Here is a 19,400-nt window from a genome sequence, read left to right as displayed (position 1 = left end):
CGCTCATGCCCAGGCCGCGCCGACGAGCTTGGCGTGCAGGGCCAGGGCCGAGGCGTCGGTCAGCGTGGCGATCTGGTCGATGACCGTGCGCAGGGCCGCGCGGTCGTCCTCGGCCTCGTGGTACATCGCGGCGAACACCGGGTCCAGCCCCTCGGGGGCGCGCTGGGTGAGCACGTACGCCAGCTCGGCGATCACGATCCGCTGCCGGGCCCGCAGCTGGGCCTGCTCGTCCCGCTGCATCACGAAGCGGACGGCGACCGCCTTGAGCACCGCGCACTCCAGCCGGACGTCCCGCGGCACCACCAGCTCGGCGGTGTAGCGGGTCAGCCGGCCGGGCCCGTAGCGGGCGCGGGTGGCCTGCTCGGCGGCCAGGCAGAAGCGGCCGATCAGCTGGCTGGTGAGGTCCTTGAGCCCGGCCCGGGCCCGGGCGGTGCCGTCGTAGGAGCGGGGCCACCACTCCTGGGCGAGCAGCCGGTCCAGGGCGGCGGACAGCTCCTCCGGATCGGCGTCGGGGGCGTAGCGCTCGGCGACCTTGAAGAGCTCGGCGCGCTCGCTCGGGGCGCGCAGCGCGGCCGGGTCGATGTGGCCCGCCTGGAGGCCGTCCTCCACGTCGTGAGTGGAGTAGGCCACGTCGTCGGACCAGTCCATCACGGTGGCCTCGAAGCACTTGCGCCCGGCCGGGGAGCCGGCCCGCAGCCAGCGGAAGACCGGCAGGTCGTCGGCGTAGACGCCGTACTTGGGCGACTGCGGGTCGGTCGGGTGGGCGCCCTTGGTCCACGGGTACTTGGTGGCGGCGTCGAGCGCGGCGCGGCTCAGGTTGAGGCCGACGCTGCGGCCGGGCCAGGGGGCGAGCCGGGTCGACGGCTCCTCCTGCGGGGCGAAGCGCTTGGGTTCGAGCCTGGTCAGGATGCGCAGCGACTGGGCGTTGCCCTCGAAGCCGCCGCACGCCTCGGCGGCCTGGTCCAGGGCCTCCTCGCCGGTGTGGCCGAAGGGCGGGTGGCCGATGTCGTGGGCCAGGCAGCCGGTCTCCACCAGATCCGGGTCGCAGCCCAGCGCCGCGCCCAACTCCCGGCCCACCTGGGCGCATTCGAGGGAGTGGGTGAGCCGGGTGCGCGGGAAGTCGCTGCGCATCGGGGCGACCACCTGGGTGGTGCCGGCCAGCCGGCGCAGCGCCGCCGAGTGCAGCACCCGGGCGCGGTCGCGCTGGAAAGCCGTACGGCCGGGGCGCTTGTCGGGTTCGGGGACCCAGCGGGCCTCGGCGGTGTGGTCGTACGGGATCGGGGCGGCGAGGCGGTGCGTGGTGTCGTCCATATGGGTTTCACGGTACGCCGCGCCTCCGACACGCGGGGGGTGCCGCGCGCGAAGGCGCACGGGCCGGGACGTGAACGCCGCGCGGCGCGCGGGCTCCCCGAAGCGAGCTCAGCCCTTGAGCGCCTTGAGGACGAGGCCGGCCACCGCCTCGTGCCCCTTGGCGTTGGGGTGGATCGGGGCCAGGCCGCCGGCCGGGAACGGCGGTTCGACCCAGCGCTCGCCCTCCCCCGCGCACATGTCGTGCCCGACCGAGGGACCCGCCGCGTCCACGAACACCGCGCCGGCGGCCTGCGCCCGCTGCCTGAGCATGGCGTTGAGCTGCTGCTGCTTCTCCGCGAGGAACGCGACGTCCCCGACGGCCACCGTCCTTCCGAGCAGCGGCAGGCAGCCCGACGGGTCGGCCGGGAACACCGTCGGATACCCGACCACGTACACCCGGGCCTGCGGGGAGCGCCGCTTGACGTCCTGGAGCACCTGGCCGAGCCGGACGCCGGCGGCGTCCACCCGGTGCTGGACCTCGTCGGTGCCGTCGCCGGAGGCGTAGTGGTCGCGGCAGGGCGAGGCGGCACGGGTCTGCTGGACGACGCCCTTGACCGCGTCCACCAGGCTGTCCTTGGCGCACTCGATCACGACGTCCGTGAAACCGGCGTCGTTGCCGCCGATCCCGAGGGTGACCAGCGTGGTCTGCGGGGTCAGCGCGTCCAGCTGCGCCGGGTTGGTGCCGTTGCCGGTGTTCTGCGCCGCGGTGAGGTCCCCGGTCCGGGCGCCGGTGCAGCTGACGTCCCGGAACCGGTCGGCGGACAGCCCGAGCCCCTTGGCCACCAGCGCCGGGTAGTCGACCCCGGAGCGGGCGCAGCCACGCGGCTCGCCGGTCTGCGGGGGGATCTGCATGCCTGCCGTGTACGAGTCGCCGAGCGCGACGTAGGGGCCGGTCGGTGGCGGGGTCGGGGTCGGCGACGGGGTCGCGCCGGCCGGCGCGCGGCCGGGCAGCGCGCCCGCGAAGCCCTTCCCCTGGCTGCCGTCCGAGCCGCTGCCGGCGGTGCATCCGGCCAGCAGCAGCGCGGCCAGCCCGGCCGTCAAGGCGACGATCGGGCGTACGGTCCTCGGCATGGCATCCCCCCGGGGGTACGACGAGTCATGGTCGGCTCCTCACGGCAGCCCGTCCCCCGGGCGCCTCCGGCTCCAACGAGCGGACGGCGCCGATGGCTCCCGCCTCCGCGAAATCCTTCCACGGGGAATCCGCGTCCCCGGCGGAGGCCGCCGGGGGGCGCCGGTTCCCGCCTACTCCGCGCCGCGCTCGTGCTCGGCGAGGAACTCCTCGAAGCGTCGGCCCAGTTCGTCCGCCGAGGGCAAGTCCACCGGCTCGGCCAACAGGCTCTCCCGGCCCTCGGCACCCGCCACCGCGTCGTACTGGCCCTCCATGCCGCGGATCGCCGAGCGCAGCTCGCCGTCCCCGTGCGTCAGCTGCTCCTCGATGTCCGCGTAGACCTCGCCGACCCGCTCGCGCAGCCGGGTGCCGGGCAGCACCAGCCCGGTGGCGGACTGCACCGACTCCAGGATCAGCACCGCCGCGGCCGGGTAGGCCGAGCGGGCCACGTAGTGCGGGACGTGCACGGCGAAGCCCAGCACGTCGTGCCCGGCCTCGGCCAGCCGGTACTCCAGCAACGCCTGGGCGCTGCCCGGCACCTGAGCCTGCTCGAACCACTGCGGGAAGCCCGGCGCGAGGTCGAGCCGGTTGCCGTGCGGCGTCAGGCCGACCGGGCGGGTGTGCGGCACGCCCATCGGGATGCCGTGGAAGTCGATCGAGAGCCGGACCTCGAAGCGCTCCACCAACTCGCGGACGGCGCGCGCGAAGCGCTCCCACTCGACGTCCGGCTCGGGGCCGGTGAGCAGCAGGAACGGCGCGCCGGCGGCGTCGTGCAGGAGCTGGAGCAGGATCTCCGGCGGGTCGTAGGACGTCCAGCGGTCGCGGTCGAAGATCATCGACGGGCGGCGCGCCCGGTAGTCGACCAGCCGATCGTGGTCGAAACGGGCCACCACCTGCGGCGATCCCGTCTCCAGCAGGTGGGCCACCACCTGGCCGCCGGCGTCCCCGGCATCCATGAAGCCCTCGAAGTGCTGGAGCAGCACCAGGCCGGCACCGGTGTCGCGCAACTGCGCGTTGGCCGTGGCCACCGCGGCCACGCCCTGCTGATCCAGCTCGTACAGCGCCTGGAAGTCACGCACCGCGCACCCAACCCCGTTCTCTGCTCGTCTCGGCCGACCGTCTTGTCGTCCTGTGCAGCGTGCCGGGCGCCGCCGGAATTCCCGCCGCACCCGACGGCTCCTCCGGCGGCTGCCCCGACGGTTCCTCCGGCGACTCGTCCGCGACTCGCCGCGACTCGTCCGGTGGCCGTCTCCGCCCCCTCCGGACCATGATCGCACCCGACGGAAGAAGCCCTGGTCACAGGCCCGCGAGGACCCGCTCCCGGGCCCGGCCGGTCGGCCCGCGCGGCCATTCGCGTGCCGCGAAGTGACGCACCGCCTTCTGGCGGGTATCGTCCTCTCGCTGCCTCGCATCGTCGCGTCGTCGTCACGTCGTCCGTAACGCCGTCGACCACGTCCCGGTCCGGTGCTCGGCCAGCCCCCACGACGCACCTTGCCTTCACCTGGCCGCCTGCTTCCCTTCGCGCTCTCGTCTCCTCCTCGGCCATTTCGCGGACGCACACTGTCCCCTCGCTCTTCCCGCCGGACCGGTCCGAGGACCCGTGTCCGTTCCGGCACCCCGCGCCGCCCGTTCCGGGCCGCCGCCCCCGCCCCGCCCGACCGGACCTCCGGCGTGCGCGGCCACCCGGCGGACGGACCCGGGCCGGGGCGAAACCAGTCCACCGCACCCCGTGCCGTACCCCGGCGCGGGGGGCATCCTCCGACCGATGAAGGACCGAAGGTTCCGTGCCCGTACCTGTCATCCTCACCGGCCGCACCGTGCGGCTGGAGCCCCTCGCCGCGCACCACGCCGAGGCCATCGCCGAGGCCGGCGCCGAGGACCGTACGACCTACGCCTTCACCCCCGTCCCGCACGGCCTGGAAGCGGCCCGCGACTACATCGCGCGTGCACTCGCCGACCAGGCCGCGGGACGGTCGCTGCCGTTCGCGACGGTGAACGTCGCCGACGGCCGGGTCGTGGGCTCCACCCGCTTCCTGGAACTCGACTACTGGCAGGGCCCGATGGTGTGGCCGCCGGCTCCCGGCGTCCCCTTCGGCGACCCGGCCACGGCCGTCCCGGACGCCGCCGAGATCGGCAACACCTGGCTCTCGCCGCGCGCCCAGGGCACCGGCATCAACACCGAGGCCAAGCTGCTGATGCTGCGCCACGCCTTCGAGACCTGGGGCGTGCAGCGGATCTCGCTGCGCGCGGACGCCCGCAACCAGCGCTCGCGCGCCGCGATCGAGCGGCTCGGCGCGACCTCCGAGGGCGTGCGCCGGGCCCACTCGCGCGGGCTGGACGGGGTGGTGCGCTCCACCGCGTTCTACTCGATCCTCGACGCCGAGTGGCCCGCCGTCCGGGACATCATCGAGCTGCGGATCGCCGCCGCCACCTCGCCGAGCGCCCCGGATCCGGAGATCAACCAGGAGTGCCTTAGACACGGCGGCAGCGGCGCCGGGCAGCTGATGATCACGGCGTGAGCGGGGACTACGGCCGCCCGTAGTCCCCGGCCACCAGGCGGAGGAGGGCCGCGGAGACCTCGGGCTCGCCCGTGTAGTGCCCGGGGTGCGCCTCGACCAGCGCGGACACGGGCCGCCAGCCGCCGCCCTTCACCGGGGCCACCCGTACGCGCCAGATCTCGTGGCCGGTCCAGCTGCGGTGCAGGTGCAGGACGCCCTCGGCGGTGTAGAACTCCCACCGCCCGTCCAGGTCCCCGGGAATCCGCCCGGACCTGACTCGCTGCCACTGCTCGTCGGTCCAGAGCAGGTCCGGCACCGGGCACGGGCGGGGCAGCAGCAGCGGCTTCAGCCGGGAGTCGCCTTCCGGGGCGGGCCGGACGCCGCCCGGCTCGGGGAAGGTCCAGGCCGGCAGCGGTTCGCGGGCGGTGAGCCAGTCGGCCGGGATGTCCCGGGTGCCGGTGTGGGCGGCGACCACTCCCCCGGTGATCGCGGCGACGGTGTCCGTGTCGCCGCCGGGCGCGATCGCCTCCCACACCGCGGTCCGGAAGTCGGTGAGGTTCCGGGCGGCGCACCACAGGGCGTACGGGACGGTGTCGACGGCGGAGGTCCGGCTGCCGTTGCCGAGCACCCGGGCGGCGACCAGTGGATCCGGCTCGGCGAGCAGGGCGATCGCCTCGGTCAGGCCGTCGTGGACGGCCCCGCGCGGGGTGAGCGCGGCCACCGCCGCCAGGAAGGCCTGCGGCGTCACGGCCTCGGTCCGCGCCCGGACCGCGTACGCGGCCGCCACCGCGACGGCGATCGCGCCGTCCACCGCCTGCGAGTGGGTGTGGGTGATCACGGCGGTGTCGGCGGCGGGCCGGACCACGGCGGCCGGGTCCTCGGCGTACGCGGCGCCGAGCGGGGCGACCCGCATCGCGGCGCCGTTGCCGTACGAGCCCTGGCCGTCGAAGAGTTCGGCGGCCAGCCCCCTGGCGTCGCCGCCCTCGCGGACCAGCCGCAGCATCCGGTTGGCGGCCGGACCGTAGCCGCGGTCGAAGTCGTGGCGGCGGGCGAAGGCGTGGGTGAGGTCGAAGGTGTCGATCGCGCCGCGCTCGGTGTGGGCGGCGTACACCGAGCAGGCCATCTCGGTGTCGTCGGTCCACGGCCAGGGGCCGGGCGGGGCGGTGCGGTCGGCGAGGTGGGCGCGGGCGGTGCCGGGGACGAAGAACTGGGCGCCGAGGGCGTCGCCGACGGAGAGGCCGTTCAGCGCGTCGAGCGCGGGGCCGGTGGGTGGGGTTGTCATATGGGCACCAGCTCAGCGGCTCGGCGCGCGCTTCGTCAACCTGTTTGCCAGGGCGCCACCGACGGGGGATGTTTCGCATACCTCCGATCCGGGCGGGCAGCACCCTGGCATGAGCCGCACGAACCCCCTCGACCCGGTCGCCCTGCTGGGGGCCGACCAGCAGCACATCGCCACCCGGGCACAGCTGCGCCGGCTCGGGGTGCCCTCCGGCACCATCGCCCACCGGCTGCGGCCGGGCGGGCCCTGGCAGCAGGTGCTGCCCCGAGTGATCTGCCTGCAGAGCGGGAGGTTGACGCACCATCAGAAACTGCGGGCCGCCCTGGCGTACGCGAGCCCGAAGGGGCGTGAACCGCAGGCCGGGGAGGTGCTGCTGACCGGCTTCGCGGTGCTGACCGCCGCCGGACTGCCGACCGCCGGGCACCCGGCCGACCTCGGCGCGGTGGACGTCCTGATCCCAACTCAACGCCGGGTCTGCGAAAGGGATTTCGTCCGGATCCACCGGTCGCCGGGGGCGATGCCGGGCGGGTTCGAGCGGGACGACGGGCTGTGGAGCACCACCGTCGCACGGGCGTTGGCCGACCTCGCGCCGCGGGAGACCGGGCAGCACCGGTTCCGGGCGCTGTGCGCGGAGGCCGTCCAGCGGCGGCACTGCGAACTCGGCGAACTGCTGGACCAGTTGCTGGCCAGGCCCGGCGCGCTCGGGCTTCCGCACGTGGCCCGGGTGGTGGAGGACCTGACCGCCGGGGTGCGTTCGGTGGTCGAGGGCGAGGCCCGCGAACTGCTGGCGCACGCGGGCCTGCCCGAACCGCTGTGGAACCCGGTGCTCTTCCTGGACGGCCGCTTCCTCGCCGTCCCGGACGCCTACTGGCCGCACGCCTGCGTGGCCCTGGAGATCGACTCCCGCGCCTGGCACCTGCGCCCGGCCGACCACGAACGCGGCCTGGTCCGCGCCAACCGCCTCACCACCGCCGGCCTCCCGGTGGTCCGCACCACCCCGGTCCAGCTCCGCCGCGACCCCTCACCGGTCCTGCACGAACTGACCGCCCTGATCACCACCGGCCCGCACGGACCGCACCCCCGGATCACCTGGCGCCGAGCGAGGTGAGGCGCGGTGAGGCGAGGCGAAGCGACGTGAGAGCGGGTGGCGGGAGGCCTCAGCAGCGGGGGTCGATCTCCTGGAAGGTGGCGTAGTGGTCCGGGGACCAGTACTGCTCGCCGGAGTTGCCGGTGACGACTCGGCGGGTGCCGCGGTCGTTGGAGCCGGGGGTGACGACGGTGAACTCGTGGTAGTAGCCGTCGGCCTTCCTGGGGAGGCGGCTCTCGCGGTTCTCGAAGACGATGCCGTCGCGGTTGTAGGGGTAGGGGCCGCCCTTGGCGATCAGGCCGAGGGTGTCCTGGGCCTGGCTGGGGAGCTTGGTGCGGCAGACGTCGGCCAGGGCCGGGTCGGCGGGCACCCAGGTGCCGGCCGCGGCGGGGGCGGTGCCGGCGGGCGGGGACGGCTTGGGGGCCGAGGGCTTGGGCGCGGCGGCGGTGGTGGCGCTCGCGGCGGCCTTGGGGTGGCTGCTGCCGCCCTTGCCGGCGAGCAGGTAGCCGACTCCGGCGAGGACCGCCAGGATCAGGACGGCCACGACGACGAGTGGGCTCTTGCTTCTGGTCATGCGGACCAGCTTGGCAGGCACGGCCGTACGGGCGGCCGAGTCACACACGTGGCCGAGGCCACAAGGACGTACGGCCGGGCGGGGACGGACGCCGTTGTCCGTCCCCGCCCGGCCGTGTTACGTACGCCGGTTCTCCTGCGCCGAGCTCCGGTGTACGCCCTCCCGACGGGAGGGGGAGCGGTCAGTCGTGCCCGCGCCTGAGGAGGGGATGCCTACCCCCTCTCAGCGCGAGTCGCTGCCCGCCGACTCGATGGCGGCGCGGCCGGCCTCCAGGCGCGCCACCGGGATCCGGAAGGGGGAGCAGGAGACGTAGTCCAGCCCCACCTCGTGGAAGAAGTGGACCGACTCCGGGTCGCCACCGTGCTCGCCGCAGACGCCGAGCTTGAGGTCGGGGCGGGTGGCCCGGCCGGCCTCGACGGCGTGCTTGACCAGGGAGCCGACGCCGTCGCGGTCGATGGTCTCGAACGGGGAGACCCCGAAGATGCCCTTCTCCAGGTAGGCGGTGAAGAACGAGGCTTCCACGTCGTCCCGGGAGAAGCCCCAGACCGTCTGGGTCAGGTCGTTGGTGCCGAAGGAGAAGAACTCGGCGGCCTCGGCGATCTGGCCGGCGGTCACCGCGGCGCGCGGCAGCTCGATCATGGTGCCGAGCTTGATGTCCAGCGTCACGCCGGTGGACTGGGCGACCTCGGCGAGCACGCGCTCGCACTCGTCGCGGACCAGCTCCAGCTCCTGGACGGTGCCGACCAGCGGGATCATCACCTCGGGGCGCGGGTCCCCGCCGGCCAGCTTGCGCTCGGCGGCGGCCTCGGCGATGGCCCGGACCTGCATGCCGAACAGACCGGGGATGACCAGGCCGAGGCGCACACCGCGCAGACCGAGCATCGGGTTCTGCTCGTGCAGCTTGTGCACGGCCTGGAGCAGGCGCAGGTCGTTCTCGTTCGGGTCCTTGCGGGCCTCGGCGAGGGCGACGCGCACCGACAGCTCGGTGATGTCGGGCAGGAACTCGTGCAGCGGCGGGTCGAGCAGGCGGACGGTGACCGGCAGGCCGTCCATCGCCTGGAAGAGCTCCAGGAAGTCGCCCTTCTGCAGCGGCAGCAGGGTGGAGAGGGCGAGCTCGCGGTCCTTGTCGTTGTCCGCCAGGATCAGGTGCTCGACCTCCTTGCGGCGCTCCTCGCCGAGGAACATGTGCTCGGTGCGGCACAGGCCGATGCCCTGGGCGCCGTAGCGGCGGGCGCGCGAGCCGTCCTCGGCGTTGTCGGCGTTGGCGCGCACGGCGAGCCGGCGGCGGCCGTCGGCGTGCGACATCAGCCGGTGCACGGCCTGGACCAGTCCGCCCTGGACGTCGGCGCCGGCGTGCAGGGTGCCCTCGAAGTACTCCACCACGGCGGAGGGGAGCACGGGTACCTCGCCGAGGTAGACCTTGCCGGTCGCGCCGTCGATCGAGACGACGTCGCCCTCCTCCAGCACCACGCCGTCGGCGGTGGTCATCCGGCGGCGCTTGGTGTCGACCTCCAGCTCCTCGGCGCCGCAGACACAGGTCTTGCCCATGCCGCGGGCGACGACGGCGGCGTGCGAGGTCTTGCCGCCGCGCGAGGTGAGGATGCCCTCGGCGGCGATCATGCCGTCCAGGTCGTCCGGGTTGGTCTCACGGCGGACCAGGATGACCTTCTCGCCGGAGCGCGACCACTTCACCGCGGTGTACGAGTCGAAGACGATCTTGCCGATCGCGGCGCCGGGCGAGGCGGCGAGGCCCCGGGCGATCTGCTTCGACTCGGCGTCGGGGGCGAAGCGCGGGAACATCAGCTGGGAGAGCTGGCCGCCGGTGACCCGCATCAGGGCCTCGTCCAGGTCGATCAGGCCCTGGTCGACCAGCTGGACGGCGATCCGGAAGGCGGCCGCGGCGGTGCGCTTGCCGACGCGGGTCTGCAGCATCCAGAGCTTGCCGCGCTCGATGGTGAACTCGATGTCGCAGAGGTCGCGGTAGTGGTTTTCGAGCTTCTGCATGATCGCCATCAGCTCGTCGTACGACTTCTTGTCGAGCTTCTCCAGCTCGGACAGCTGCAGCGTGTTGCGGATGCCGGCGACGACGTCCTCGCCCTGGGCGTTGGACAGGTAGTCGCCGTAGACGCCCTGGGCACCGGTGGAGGGGTCGCGGGTGAAGGCGACGCCGGTGCCGGAGTCCTCGCCGAGGTTGCCGAAGACCATGGTGCAGACGTTGACCGCGGTGCCGAGGTCGTTCGGGATGCGCTCCTGGCGGCGGTACAGCCGGGCGCGGTCGCCGTTCCAGGAGTGGAAGACGGCGTGGATGGCGAGGTCCATCTGCTCGCGCGGGTCCTGCGGGAAGGCCCGGCCGGTCTCGCGCTCGACGATGCCCTTGAACACCTCGACGAGTTCCTGGAGGTCGGAAGCGTCCAGGTCCAGGTCGTTGACGGTGCCCTTGGCGTGCTTGGCCTCGTCCAGGGCCTCCTCGAACAGCTCGCCGTCGACGCCCAGCACGGTCTTGCCGAACATCTGGACCAGGCGGCGGTAGGAGTCCCAGGCGAAGCGCTCGTTGCCGGACTGGGCGGCGAGGCCGAGCACCGAGGCGTCGGAGAGGCCGATGTTGAGGACGGTGTCCATCATGCCGGGCATGGAGAACTTCGCGCCGGAGCGCACCGAGACCAGGAGGGGGTTGTCGGCCTGGCCGAGCTTCTTGCCCATCTCCTTCTCAAGGGCCACCAGGTGGGCGCTGATCTCCTCGTGCAGGGAGGTGGGCTCGCTGCCGGTCTCCAGGAAGACCTTGCAGGCCTCGGTGGTGATGGTGAACCCCGGGGGGACGGGGAGGCCCAGGTTGGTCATCTCGGCCAGGTTCGCGCCCTTGCCGCCAAGAAGATCCTTGAGGTCCTTGTTTCCTTCGGTGAAGGAGTAAACAAACTTCTGCTGGGACGGCACGGGTCGGTCTCCTCGTACGCGGTTGCCCTGACGCCGGAGAACATACCCATTTCGAAGGCACTTCTCTGCCCTGAATAGGCCACACGAGGCCGGTACCGAGGGGTAACCCGCTAGATCGAAAGCGCATAAAGGCGTTCACCTCTGTTGGTGAAATCGTCCGCCTGACGCGAGCCAGTGTTCAACTCTTGAAGACAACGAAACCCGAAGATCACACGATCCGGACGCTGGGTAGCGACCTCGGGTCGGTCGCGTTGCCCCGGCTTGATTTCCTGCACCCGGATCGGCCGATCCCCGGCCGGGCGGCTTCGGGAAGCGATTCACGGTCGACCTGTCCATTTCGTCCACTGACCTACCGTCAGTCGCCGCCGCATGTGGCAAGCGTCACCAGCGCATCTCGCGGGTCGAACGTAGACCGCCTCCGCCGATCGTCGCACAGCGTCCAGAAACGTGCCCGTTCCGTGACCTCCGAATGCCGAAAAGGAGCCCTCCTGTCCAGAATGGACAAGAGGGCTGGGACCTAGTGGCAATCGGGCCAGAAGGGCCCACTTTTACAATCCGTACAGATCATCCGCCGGAGGTGTCCGATTCGGCATCCTCACCCGGCCGGGCGCAGTCGTACGGATCGTCCAACCACCCCTCCGGCAGGACCACCCGGCCGTTGCCGCTGGTGCGCCCGCGCGGGCCGTCCGCACCGGCCGGCCAGCCCTGGGACTGCTCGACCTCGGAGAGGGTTTCGGCCAGTTCCGCGAGCGAGGAGGAGTTGGCCAGCCGCACCCGCAGCTCGGAACCGACCGAGAAGCCCTTGGTGTACCAGGCGACGTGCTTGCGGAAGTCGATCACGCCGCGCGTCTCGTCCCCGATCCACTCGCCGAGCAGCTGCGCGTGGCGCACCATCGCCCGCGCCACGTAGCCGAAGTCGGGGCGGGCGTAGTCGACGTCGCCCTCGAAGATCGCGACCAGGTCCCTGAACAGCCACGGCCGGCCCAGGCAGCCGCGGCCCACCACGACACCGTCGCAGCCGGTCTCGCGCATCATCCGCAGCGCGTCGTCGGCCGACCAGATGTCCCCGTTGCCCAGCACCGGGACGTGCGCCGGGACCGACTCGCGCAGCCGGGCGATCGCCGACCAGTCGGCCGTCCCGCCGTAGTGCTGGGCGGCGGTGCGCCCGTGCAGGGCGATCGCGGCCACGCCCTCCTCGGCGCCGATCCGGCCGGCGTCCAGGTAGGTGAGGTGGTCGTCGTCGATGCCCTTGCGCATCTTCATGGTCACCGGCAGGTCGCCCGCGTTGGCGACGGCCTCGCGCAGGATCTCGCGCAGCAGGTTGCGCTTGTACGGCAGCGCCGAGCCGCCGCCCTTGCGGGTGACCTTGGGGACGGGGCAGCCGAAGTTGAGGTCGATGTGGTCGGCCAGGCCCTCGTCCGCGATCATCCGGGCGGCCTTGCCGACGGTCACCGGGTCCACCCCGTACAGCTGGATCGAGCGCGGCTTCTCGCTCGGGTCGAACGTGATCAGCTGCATGGTCTTGGCGTTGCGCTCGACCAGCGCCCGGGTGGTGATCATCTCCGAGACGTACAGGCCCTTGCCGCCGCTCTGCTCGCGGCAGAGGGTGCGGAAGGGGGCGTTGGTGATGCCGGCCATCGGCGCCAGCACGACGGGCGGCCACACCTTGATCGGGCCGATGTCGAGCGGCGAGAACTCGGTGTCGGGCGCGGTGGGTGCGGGCGTGGCTGTCATGCGCGGCTGACCTCGGGGCGTCGGGTGGGGGACGGGACTCTCCATTGTCCCCCACCCGGGTGAGCGGCCCGAGCTGCCGGCTGCGTCCCTGCCCGAGCTGCCGGCGACCGGCGACCGGCGACTCCTATGACGGGTTGATGCTGACCGATCCCGAGGTGACCGTGGCGTGGATGCGGTTCGGGCTGGCCGAGTCCGTCAGCTGCGGGTCGATCCCGCCACTGCCGGAGCCGGTCTCCCCGGTGAAGGCGTAGCGGCTGCCCCGCGGCAGGGTCATGTTCACCGAACCGGAGGTGGCCCTGGTCTCCACCTGCTGCGGGGGCTTGGTGAAGTTCAGCTCCATCGAGCCCGAGGTGGTCTCCGCCGTCACCCGCCGGGAGCTCAGGTTGGTGCCCTGGATCATCCCGGAGGTGGTGTGCGCCGTCACGTCCCCGGAGGTGTCGACCAGCATCAGCTGACCGGAGGTGAGCCGGACGTCCACGTTCCCGCTCATGCCCTCCACCTGCACCGAGCCGGAGGACACCGCCCCCGACACCTGGGTGGCGGCGGGCACCTCCACCTCGATCTCGGCACCGCAGCCGAGGTCCAGGGCCGGCAGGATCAGCCGGCAGTGCAGGCCGACGGTGAGCTGGTCGCCGACCGGGGTGAGCGACACCTCCGGCTCCCGCCCCATCCAGTCCAGCCGCTGGTGGACCACCACGTGGTCCTCCCGGCCGGCCCGCACCCTGACCGAGGCGCTGCCGGTCTCCAGCCTCAGCCGGTGGATCGGGCCGTCGAACTGCCGGGTACTGCTCTTCTGCTGCTGCGCCACGATCGACCAGGTCTGCCCCGCACCGGCGACCATGACCAGGGCGATCGCGAGCGTCCCGGTGACCCGCCAGGCCTTCGCCGTACCCGCCGTTGCCCGGTCCTCGCCCGCCGTCGCCCGATCCGCGCCCCCCGTCGCCCCGTCCTCGCCCACCATCACCCGGTCCGCGCCCACCGTCACCCGACCTCCAGGAACCGCAGCACCGCCATCACCCGGCGGTGGCTGTCCTCGGCGGGCGGCAGGTCGAGCTTGGTGAAGATCGAGTTGATGTGCTTGGCCACCGCGCTGTCGCTGACCACCAGCGAGCCGGCGATCGCGGCGTTGGAACGGCCCTCCGCCATCAGGGAGAGCACGTCCCGCTCGCGCGGGGTCAGCTTCTCCAGCGGATCCCGGTGGCGGCGCACCAGCAGCTGGGCGACCACCTCCGGGTCCAGCGCGGTGCCGCCCTCGGCGACCCGCTGCAGCGCCTCCACGAAGTCGTCCACATTGGCCACCCGCTGCTTGAGCAGGTAGCCGACCCCGCTGGTGTTGGTCGACAGCAGGTCGGCGGCGTAGCGCTCCTCCACGTACTGGGAGAGCAGCAGGACCGCGACCTCCGGCCACTGCCGGCGGATCAACAGCGCGGCCCGCACGCCCTCGTCGGTGAAGCCCGGGGGCATCCGGACGTCCGCGACCACCACGTCGGGGTGGTGCTCCTCCACGGCGGCCAGCAGTTCCTCGGCGTCCCCGACGGCCGCCGCGACCTCGAAGCCCACCGCCTCCAGGACCTTGACCAGCCCGATCCTCAGCAGGACCGAGTCCTCGGCGATCACAGCGCGCACGGCAACTCCACGGTGATGGTGGTGGGGCCCCCGAGGGGGCTGAGAACGGACAGCGTTCCGTCGACCGAGGCGGTGCGCTTGCGCAGACCGGTGAGCCCGGTGCCGCGCGAGGGGTCCGCGCCGCCCACGCCGTCGTCGCTGATGACCAGGCGCAGCCGGCCGCCGGCCGTCCGCACCGAGAGGTCGACCCGGTCGGCCCGGGCGTGCTTGGCCACGTTGGTGAGCGCCTCGGAGACGGTGAAGTAGGCGACCGCCTCGACGGTCGGGGCGATCGGCTCGGTGAGGTCGACGTCCAGGCGCACCGGCAGCGGGGCGCGGGCGGCGATGCCGGACAGCGCCGCGTCCAGGCCGCGGTCCTCCAGGACCGCCGGGTGCAGGCCGCGGACCAGGTCGCGCAGCTCGTCGATGGCCGCCTGGGCCTCCTCGTGCGCGGCCACGATCACCTGCATGGCCTCGGGCGGCAGCACGTCCTTGAGGGTGCGCCGGGCCAGGCCCAGGTTCATCGCCAGGGAGGTGAGGCGCTGCTGGGCGCCGTCGTGCAGGTCGCGCTCGATCCGGCGGCGCTCGGCGTCCACCGCGTCGACCAGCCCGGCCCGGCTCTCGGTGATCTCCTCGACCCGGCGCTCCAGGGCCTCCGCGCGGCCCGGGCCGAGCAGCTGCTGCGCCGCCCACACCTCCAGCCGGGCCACCAGCGCCGCCGCCCAGGGCGCCGCGAGCAGCAGCAGCACGCCGCCGGCCGTGAGCCCGACGTCCAGCCCGTCCAGGTCCGTACGCAGCGTGGTGCCGGGGGGCATCAGCCAGATCCAGCCGTACAGGGTGATCAGCACCGCGGCTGCGCCCCAGACGTACACCACCACCAGCGCACCCGCCGCCAGCAGCGGGCCGACCACCAGGTGGTGGAGGACCTGGCGCCAGGTCAGCCCCAGCAGCCAGGCCCGGCGCCAGGTGAACGGCCGCGGCGGCGGCACCTCCACCCCGTGCAGGGCCAGCAGCCGGCCGCGCTGGAGGGCGGTCAGCGGGCGGGTGCAGAGCAGGACGGCGGCGAGCACCGGGAAGAGCAGCCGAGACTCGGTGACGGCCAGCCAGACCGGCAGGGCCGGCGGTATTCCGGCGGCTATGAAGCGGGTGTCCCGCCAGGCCTCGGGCGACCACGGTGGGCGCCGGAGGCTCCTGACGAGCGCTCGGCGCAACGTGGTGGAGGGCATGCCGGACAGCGTAGGGCCCGGTGATCATCGGCCGCCATGAAGGGGGGTGCCCGGTGGGGGTGTAGCTAGGTACACCCCCGATTCGGTGTGGGACACCACCGACAGGAGACGGTGCAGGACGGAAAGCTTGACGGCATGACGAGCACTGCATCGCACTCCGCCACTCCGCCGCACGGGCGGCGCCTCCCCGGGAACCACGGGGGTGCTCCCGGGGGCGCGCTCCACCCGGCGTCGGGGCCGGCGGGGGCGCTGCCGGCTGTCGTTCCGTCGGAGGGGACGTTCCGGGTGGGGATGCTGCCCGTCGGGATCGGGCCCTGGTCGGTCCGCGTCGCCGAGTCCGGCCGCGGCCGGGCCGCGCTGGAGCTGTACCAGCACGGCGAGTTGGCCGACGTCCTGGTCGACGCCCGGCTCACCCCGCAGCTGCTGCGCGGGGCCCGGCGCAGCGCGGGCGACGGGCGCCGGCACGTGCTCGCCTGGGGGCGGTTGGCGGCCGACGGCGCGGCGCCCTCGGTGGTGTTCACCGGGCGGTGGTCGCTCCGGTCGTCGCGGTCCGGCCTGGCGGCGCAGGTGGTCACGGTGGCCGGGCGGTTCTGGCTCGCCTGGGCCGAGGGGCCGTTCCGCGGGGTGCTCGTCGAGCACCCCGCGGGCGGGCCGGCCGAGCGGCTGCCGCTGGAGCGGGTGCGGGTGCGGGTGCGGGTTCAGGAGCGTCGGGTCGGGGGTGCGGCATGAGCACCGCCGTCCTCTCCACCCGGTCCGCCCCTTCGTCCGCCCCTTCGTCCGCCGCTTCGCTCGCCACCTCGTTCGCCGCGTCCTTTGCCGCCTCGTTCGTCCTGCCCGAGCGGTTCGCCCGAATACCGGCCATGGCGGCGGTCGCGCTGCTGCCCTGGCTGGGCGTCCTCGCCGTCTGCCACGAGACGCCGTGGGTGGTGCTCGACCTGGTGGAGTTCTCCGCCCTGCTCTCGCTGGACGCGCTGCTGCGCCGGCGCAGCCCCGCCGCGCTGTGGGCGGGGGCGGCGGTGGCTCTGCTGCTCACCGGCGACGCGCTGGCCGACATCGCCTTCGCCGGCCCGGGCCACGCGGTGCTCGCGGCGCTGGTCATGGCGTGCTGCATCGAGCTGCCGCTCGCCGTGGTCTGCCTGCTGCTCGGCCGGGCCGCGGCCGTCCGGGCCTGAGAGCGTAAGGATCTGAGGGCGTAAGGATCTGAGGGCGTACGGGCTCAGCTGTCGGTCGGAAGCCTGTCCATCAGCGCGCGGGTCTGCTCGTCCAGCGGGGTGTAGGTGACCATCCGGGTGCCGAGCCGGGGGCTGAGCCAGAAGTTGGTGTACTCGCAGCTCAGCAGACCGACACCGGGCACCTGGAAGCGCTTGATGCCGTTGCCCGGCCGCATCACGTCGTGCCGCTGCCAGAGCTCCGCGAAGTCCGGCGAGGCCTTGAGCGCCCGGGCCAGCAGCGCCTTCCAGGCCGGCTCCGAGCTGTGCTCGGCCATCGCCGCACGGAACCGGGCCACCATGCCGAGGCGTTCGGTGCGGTAGTCGATCAGCACCTCGCGGAAGTACGAGGGCGTGAACGCCATCCACATCAGGTTGCGGTCCTCCGGCGCCAGGGCGGCGAGGTCGCCGACGATCCCGGTGTACGGCGCGTTGTACGCCAGCACGTCGTAGCGGGAGTTGACCACCACGGCCGGGTACGGGGCCAGCTGCTCCAGCAGCAGCCGCACGCTCGGGGTCACCGAGGGGCACTCCAGCACCGGCGCCGGGTCGTCCGCGCCGGCCAGGGTGAACAGGTGCGCGCGCTCGCTCGGGTCCAGCAGCAGCGCCCGGGCCACCGAGTCCAGCACCTGGGCGGACACCTGGATGTCCCGCCCCTGCTCCAGCCACGTGTACCAGGTCACCCCGACCGCGGCGAGCTGCGCGACCTCCTCCCGGCGCAGCCCCGGCGTCCGGCGGCGTCCGGTCATCGGCAGGCCGACCTGCTCGGGCGCGATGCGCTCGCGGCGGCTGCGCAGGAAGGCGGCCAGCTCGTGCCGGCGGGCCTCGCCGGGGGTGGCGCGGGGCTGTCCGGCGGAGCCGGTGCGGGCTTGCGCGGCGGGCGCCGGGGCCGTACGGGCTTGCGCGTCGACGGCCCTACGGGCTTGCGCGGCGGGAGTCATCAGGCTCATGCTCCCCAGCATGCGACAGTCGTCAGCCTGTTGCCAGGTACTTCTCATACCTGGATAACCTCACTCTGGTACCCGGGTACGGCGCGGCGGATCGTAGGACCCGTGACCCGACAGCTCGCCCTCGCCCCAGCCCCTGCCCCCGCTCCCAGTCGCACCGCCACCGCCCCCGCGCGGCCTCCCCCGCCACCGCCCCCCGCGCGGCCTCCCCCGGCACCGCCTCCCCCGGCAGTCCCTCCCTCGGCACCGCCGGGCTGGTCACCGTCCTGCTCGGGGCCTTCCTGCCGATGCTCGACTTCTTCATCGTCAACGTCGCCCTGCCGACCATCGACGAGGACCTGGCCGCCGGGCCCGCCGTCCTCGAACTGGTCGCCGCCGGCTACGGCATCGCCTTCGCCGTCCTGCTCGTCCTCGGCGGGCGCCTCGGCGACATCTTCGGCCGCCGCCGGCTGTTCGTGGCCGGCGCCGCCGCCTTCGCCCTCACCTCGCTGGCCTGCGGACTCGCCCCCGACGCGTGGTCCCTGGTCGCCGCCCGGGCCGCCCAGGGCGCCTCGGCCGCACTGCTGATCCCCCAGGTGCTCGGCACCATCACCGCCACCACCGAGGGTGCCCGGCGCGGCCGCGCGCTCAGCATCTACGGCGCGGTCGGTGGCATCTCGGTCGTGGTCGGGCAGGTGCTCGGCGGGATGCTGGTCGCCGCCGACCTGTTCGGCACCGGCTGGCGCTCGGTCTTCCTGGTCAACGTGCCGTTCGCGCTGCTCGCCGTGGTCACGGCGCTCCGCCACGTCCCGGAGAGCCGCGCCACCCGGGCCGCCCGGGTGGACGTGCCCGGCACCGTCCTGCTCACCGCCACCCTGCTCGCCCTGCTCATCCCGCTGATGGAGGGCCGCGCCGCCGGCTGGCCGCTCTGGTCCTGGGTGCTGCTCGGGCTGTTCCCCGTCCTGGCCGCCGCCTTCGCCGTCGTCGAGCGCCGCGCCGAGCGGCGCGGAGACACCCCGCTGGTGCCGCCGACCCTGCTGCGCATCCCCGAGATGCGGCGCGGCCTGGGCATCGCCCTCCCCTACTTCGCGGGCTTCGGCGGCTTCATGTTCGTCATCGCCGTCGCCCTGCAGCAGGGCCTGCACCTCGGCCCGGTCGCAGCCGGCTGGGCACTCGTCCCGATGGCCGTCGGCTACTTCGCCGCCTCGCTCTCCGGCCCCCGGCTGATCGGCCGCTTCGGCAGCCGGGTGCTCAGCGCCGGAGCCGTCATCCAGGCCCTCGGCCTCGCCACCCTGGCCCTGACCGCGCTCGCCGACTGGTCGCACTTCTCCCCGCTGCGGATGGCCCCGGGCGTCGCCCTCGCGGGCATCGGACAGGGCCTGATCGGCACCCCGCTGTTCCGGGTCGTCCTCTCCAAGGTGCCCGCCGCCCGGGCCGGCGTCGGCAGCGGCGTCCTCGCCACCAGCCAGCAGTCCAGCCTCGCCCTCGGCGTCGCCACCCTCGGCACCCTCTACCTGTCGCTCTCGCCCAGCCTCGGCATGGCCCGCGCGTTCGCCCTCTGCCTGGGCATCCAGCTGCTCGGGTCGTTCACCATCCTGTACCTGACCACCCGCCTGCCCCGGTCCATCGGCTGACCGGCCACCGGCCACCGGCGCCGGGCGCCTCGGGGCCTCGGCGTCGCGGGTTCCCGGCACCTCGGGTGACGGCCCTGGCACGACCGGCGCAGCAGCCCCGCGGCCACCGGCAACTCCGGTCGGCCGCGGGGCGGTTCGACGTCGTACCGCTCTCCCTTTCGAGCACCCGCGCGACGGCCGCAGATCGGCGCGCTGCGCGGAGGGGCCACCTGCTTCAATGATCCGTCCGCACCGGCGGGC

Annotated in this window: 16 protein-coding genes; 5 read left to right on the top strand and 11 right to left on the bottom strand. The window is 73.7% G+C overall.

What is annotated here, in order from left to right:
• Positions 1-3 precede the first annotated feature (3 nt).
• From CRP52_RS22505 to CRP52_RS22495, 3 genes are all read right to left on the bottom strand, one after another.
• Positions 4-1,311 carry a deoxyguanosinetriphosphate triphosphohydrolase gene (locus CRP52_RS22505; RefSeq protein WP_097238031.1) on the bottom strand — a complete coding sequence of 436 codons (1,308 nt, stop codon included), beginning with the start codon at positions 1,309-1,311 and terminating at the stop codon, positions 4-6.
• Between the two features lie 108 nt (positions 1,312-1,419).
• Positions 1,420-2,421: an SGNH/GDSL hydrolase family protein gene (locus CRP52_RS22500; protein WP_097238030.1), complete on the bottom strand. Its 1,002-nt coding sequence runs from the start codon at positions 2,419-2,421 to the stop codon at positions 1,420-1,422.
• 171 nt (positions 2,422-2,592) lie between these two features.
• Complete coding sequence (locus CRP52_RS22495) at positions 2,593-3,537, bottom strand: PAC2 family protein (protein ID WP_097238029.1); 945 nt, start codon at positions 3,535-3,537, stop codon at positions 2,593-2,595.
• A gap of 705 nt (positions 3,538-4,242) precedes the next feature.
• Here CRP52_RS22495 and CRP52_RS22490 point away from each other — a divergent pair.
• On the top strand, positions 4,243-4,977 hold the full coding sequence (locus CRP52_RS22490; protein ID WP_097238028.1) for a GNAT family N-acetyltransferase: 735 nt from the start codon (positions 4,243-4,245) through the stop codon (positions 4,975-4,977).
• A gap of 7 nt (positions 4,978-4,984) precedes the next feature.
• Here CRP52_RS22490 and CRP52_RS22485 read toward each other — a convergent pair whose 3' ends face one another.
• The gene (locus CRP52_RS22485) at positions 4,985-6,238 is read right to left on the bottom strand and encodes an ADP-ribosylglycohydrolase family protein (RefSeq protein WP_097238027.1); all 1,254 of its coding nucleotides are present in this window, start codon (positions 6,236-6,238) and stop codon (positions 4,985-4,987) included.
• A gap of 109 nt (positions 6,239-6,347) precedes the next feature.
• Here CRP52_RS22485 and CRP52_RS22480 point away from each other — a divergent pair, with 109 nt between their 5' ends.
• A complete protein-coding gene (locus tag CRP52_RS22480) occupies positions 6,348-7,343 on the top strand; it encodes a hypothetical protein (RefSeq protein WP_097238026.1) in 996 nt (331 codons plus the stop codon).
• Between the two features lie 49 nt (positions 7,344-7,392).
• On the opposite strand, the gene CRP52_RS22475 is transcribed toward CRP52_RS22480, so the two are convergent.
• From CRP52_RS22475 to CRP52_RS22450, 6 genes are all read right to left on the bottom strand, one after another.
• Positions 7,393-7,896, bottom strand: a complete 504-nt coding sequence (locus tag CRP52_RS22475; RefSeq protein WP_097240269.1) for a ribonuclease — start codon at positions 7,894-7,896, stop codon at positions 7,393-7,395.
• 222 nt (positions 7,897-8,118) lie between these two features.
• Positions 8,119-10,827: a pyruvate, phosphate dikinase gene (ppdK, locus tag CRP52_RS22470; protein WP_097238025.1), complete on the bottom strand. Its 2,709-nt coding sequence runs from the start codon at positions 10,825-10,827 to the stop codon at positions 8,119-8,121.
• A gap of 564 nt (positions 10,828-11,391) precedes the next feature.
• Positions 11,392-12,561 carry a tRNA dihydrouridine synthase DusB gene (dusB, locus tag CRP52_RS22465; protein ID WP_097238024.1) on the bottom strand — a complete coding sequence of 390 codons (1,170 nt, stop codon included), beginning with the start codon at positions 12,559-12,561 and terminating at the stop codon, positions 11,392-11,394.
• A 124-nt stretch (positions 12,562-12,685) separates the two neighbouring features.
• A complete protein-coding gene (locus tag CRP52_RS22460) occupies positions 12,686-13,546 on the bottom strand; it encodes a DUF4097 family beta strand repeat-containing protein (protein ID WP_143685807.1) in 861 nt (286 codons plus the stop codon).
• Entirely contained in the window at positions 13,543-14,187 is a 645-nt protein-coding gene (locus CRP52_RS22455; RefSeq protein WP_097238022.1) for a response regulator transcription factor, read from the bottom strand. The genes CRP52_RS22460 and CRP52_RS22455 overlap by 4 nt, the downstream gene beginning before the upstream one ends.
• Positions 14,175-15,392: a sensor histidine kinase gene (locus CRP52_RS22450; protein WP_097238021.1), complete on the bottom strand. Its 1,218-nt coding sequence runs from the start codon at positions 15,390-15,392 to the stop codon at positions 14,175-14,177. Before CRP52_RS22450 ends, CRP52_RS22455 begins: the two co-directional genes overlap by 13 nt.
• A 285-nt stretch (positions 15,393-15,677) precedes the next feature.
• Between CRP52_RS22450 and CRP52_RS22445 the strand changes: the two genes are divergently transcribed.
• Both CRP52_RS22445 and CRP52_RS22440 read left to right on the top strand, forming a co-directional pair.
• Complete coding sequence (locus CRP52_RS22445) at positions 15,678-16,121, top strand: hypothetical protein (RefSeq protein WP_097238020.1); 444 nt, start codon at positions 15,678-15,680, stop codon at positions 16,119-16,121.
• On the top strand, positions 16,118-16,564 hold the full coding sequence (locus tag CRP52_RS22440; protein WP_097238019.1) for a hypothetical protein: 447 nt from the start codon (positions 16,118-16,120) through the stop codon (positions 16,562-16,564). The genes CRP52_RS22445 and CRP52_RS22440 overlap by 4 nt, the downstream gene beginning before the upstream one ends.
• Before the next feature lie 44 nt (positions 16,565-16,608).
• On the opposite strand, the gene CRP52_RS22435 is transcribed toward CRP52_RS22440, so the two are convergent.
• Positions 16,609-17,550 (bottom strand): helix-turn-helix transcriptional regulator, encoded by a 942-nt coding sequence (locus CRP52_RS22435; RefSeq protein WP_097240268.1) that lies wholly within the window; start codon positions 17,548-17,550, stop codon positions 16,609-16,611.
• Between the two features lie 284 nt (positions 17,551-17,834).
• Between CRP52_RS22435 and CRP52_RS22430 the strand changes: the two genes are divergently transcribed.
• Entirely contained in the window at positions 17,835-19,160 is a 1,326-nt protein-coding gene (locus CRP52_RS22430; protein WP_097238018.1) for an MFS transporter, read from the top strand.
• Positions 19,161-19,400: the final 240 nt, after the last annotated feature.

This window comes from Streptomyces sp. 1331.2, from assembly GCF_900199205.1.
Lineage (GTDB): Bacteria > Actinomycetota > Actinomycetes > Streptomycetales > Streptomycetaceae > Kitasatospora.
This window is presented reverse-complemented; position numbering and strand designations above follow the sequence as displayed.